Here is a 2,775-nt window from a genome sequence, read left to right as displayed (position 1 = left end):
GTTCAGAAAGCAATCATAGCCGGAAAATTTGTGATGTATTACATCATAGTCGCTATACAGTATCTGGACGATAGGTACTGTATAGCGGGTATTTTGTTTCTCATCGTTTCAATCTAATGGGATATTTATTTCTTTGTGTATTTGTTATAGATTCTTGTGATCTTCGTACATTAGTGTTGTTTTTATATACGCTTGATTATTTAATAAGGTAGAACTATAAATCAGTAACAGCAGTGTTGGATGACTAATGACTAATGTTGAATGAGGATGTGGTAGGATGCTTCTGGATATGCAAAATATCTGCAAGTCCTTTTATGGCATGAAGGCGCTGGATGGCGTCAATTTCCATCTCCGTAGCGGTGAAGTGCATGCACTAATCGGCGGCAATGGGGCTGGCAAGTCGACACTGGCGAAAATGATATCCGGCTATCATCAGCCCGATGAAGGGACAATTGCTATCGAGGGCGAGCAGGTGCTGGTCAGATCGCCTATTGAAGCTCATCGACTTGGCGTGTCGATGATTTATCAGGATCCCGTCCTTATTCAAGATTTGACCATTGCCGATAATATTTTCCTCGGATCAGAGCCGAGGCTGCTCGGATTTTTAGTCAATCGCCGGAAAATGAATAAAGATGCTAAGCACTTAATGAAATCGCTTGGGGTCTTTCACCAGCCGGCGACTCCGGTTCGCCGGCTGTCACTGAGCGAGCAGCAAGCTGTTGCTATTGCAAAGGCTGTATCCAAGCGTACACGAATCTTAATTATGGATGAACCGACAACGGGATTGACCGTATTGGAAAGAGAACGCTTATTCGGCCTACTCCGTCTTTTTAGAAAAGAAGGTATCGGCATCGTGTATATCACGCATCAGTTGGATGAATTGCATCAGCTCTGTGACCGGATCACGATCCTGCGCGACGGGAAACACGTCATAACGCGCGAACTGAAGGGTTTAACCGAAAACGAAATCGTAGATTTAATATTAGGCAAGGAATTGAAGCGTATATTTCCTCAAGTTAGACATACCGTCGGTGAAGAGCTTCTGCATGTAAAGGGACTTACCCGCAATCCTTGGTTCAGGAATGTTCATTTTCAACTGCACGAAGGAGAGATTCTCGGATTTGCAGGATTGACCGGATCCGGTAGAACAGAGCTTGTGAAAAGTTTATTCGGCGAAATGAAACGGGATTCCGGCGAGGTGTACTGGAAAGGGAAGAACGTGCATTTTCGCAGCCCACGCGAAGCCATTCAACATCAGTTTGGCTTTGTTCATCGAAATCGACTCACGAAAGATTTATTTCCTGACATGGAGATTTCACAAAATTTAACGATATCAAGCCTGAAGCAGTTGCACAGATGGCAGTTTCTTTTACGGGAACAAGAGCAAGACACAGCGCTAGACGCTATACTTCAGTTAAACATTCAAATTCAAGGCCCCGATCAGAAGGTGAAGCATTTAAGCGGTGGCAATCAGCAAAAAGCTGCCTTAGGGAAATGGTGGGTCGCGGGGGCCGATTTGTATATGCTTGAAGAGCCTACCCAAGGGATCGATGTGGGGGCGAAGAGTGAAATGTATGCTACCATTCATACTCTTGTGCAGGAAGGAAAGGGCATGATCATTATATCATCTGATTTCTCGGAGTTACTAAGGCTTTGTACCCGAATATTGGTGATGCGTGAAGGCTGTATTGTCGATGAAATGACGAGCGATGAAGCATCTGAGGAAAGAATCGTGCGATCAGCATCAGGAATCTATTGTGGGCAAGATCCATCATTATAGAGCGACTTATTTGACATAATCCCCCGATATTATGTATTAACTCAGCAACATAGTTGATTGTTAGTACCAAAAAAGCAAATGGCTGGGCAGGCATATTGTCCTGTCCAACCATCAATCTCTATCATTCTGTCTTTCGTACAAGAATTTATGATCATTTTTGAACAAATTTTGGAGGAGGAATCTAATGAAACATTTCAGTACTTCAATATTGTGCATTTGTACATCATTCTTGCGGTCATCACAAAATGGTATTGTATTCCAAAGTATTTGGTTATTTAATAAGTTTGAGTCGGTAGATCAGTTGTTTTAACCACCTAAATACAAGGTTGCTCCTCTCGTAAGACCTCGATAAAGGTTTATCTCATAAAATGAGGTGGGGGAAATAGGATAACATGACAGTGATATTTTTAAATGCACCCCGCTTCATATCAACTGCTCTGGTTCGTTGCAATCACTTAGACGAGCATCATTTTCTTGCCAATCCGTACACTTCTATCTTTTTAATTCAAGAGGGGCGCGGGGAAGTTTACAACGGGGAGCAGTTGCTGTCGATCAGCGAGAGGGACTTATTGGTCATTCATCCATCAACTGAGTATCGCATACGAGCAACAACAGAAATATGCATTCGAGGCGTTTTAATTTCAATTGATGGGTTACACTTTTCAGGTTTGGCGCAAGGACTTTTGTTTGAACCTCATTTGCAGCCAATCCTCAGAATTGGGGAAGATTTTCACAAGATCAACCGTTTTTTTTCTGATATTCATAAAGAAGCGACCGCAACTGGAGTTGGATTTTTGGATCTTATCGCTTCCATGCTTCAAACGCTACTTATTTTGCTTTTCAGACTCACTGAACATCACCTTCGATCATCAACGAATTCCATTTCACATATTGCGAAGGCTTACATTGAACAAAATTATCAGAAAGATCTTTCCTTGGTTGATTTGGCGGAAATTGTTTATGTAAGCCCCTATCATTTGTCTCATCTGTTTAAA

General features: G+C 42.3%; 1 protein-coding gene and 1 pseudogene. Both read left to right on the top strand.

What is annotated here, in order from left to right; all coding sequences use genetic code 11:
- Nucleotides 1-289: 289 nt before the first annotated feature.
- Nucleotides 290-1,780 (top strand): sugar ABC transporter ATP-binding protein, encoded by a 1,491-nt coding sequence (locus tag GC098_RS38930; protein WP_171649687.1) that lies wholly within the window; start codon nt 290-292, stop codon nt 1,778-1,780.
- A 398-nt stretch (nt 1,781-2,178) separates the two neighbouring features.
- Nucleotides 2,179-2,775: pseudogene (locus GC098_RS38925) on the top strand (hypothetical protein); the annotation flags it as partial.

It is taken from the genome of Paenibacillus phytorum (genome assembly GCF_013141715.1).
GTDB lineage: Bacteria > Bacillota > Bacilli > Paenibacillales > NBRC-103111 > Paenibacillus_E > Paenibacillus_E phytorum.
The sequence above is the reverse complement of the archived record's forward strand: the minus strand, read 5'-3'. Positions and strand labels throughout refer to the sequence as shown.

What these genes read in the sequence shown, in the direction of transcription:
- GC098_RS38930 (WP_171649687.1), top strand. Translation starts at nt 290, where the DNA reads ATGCAAAATATCTGCAAGTCCTTTTATGGCATGAAGGCGCTGGATGGC.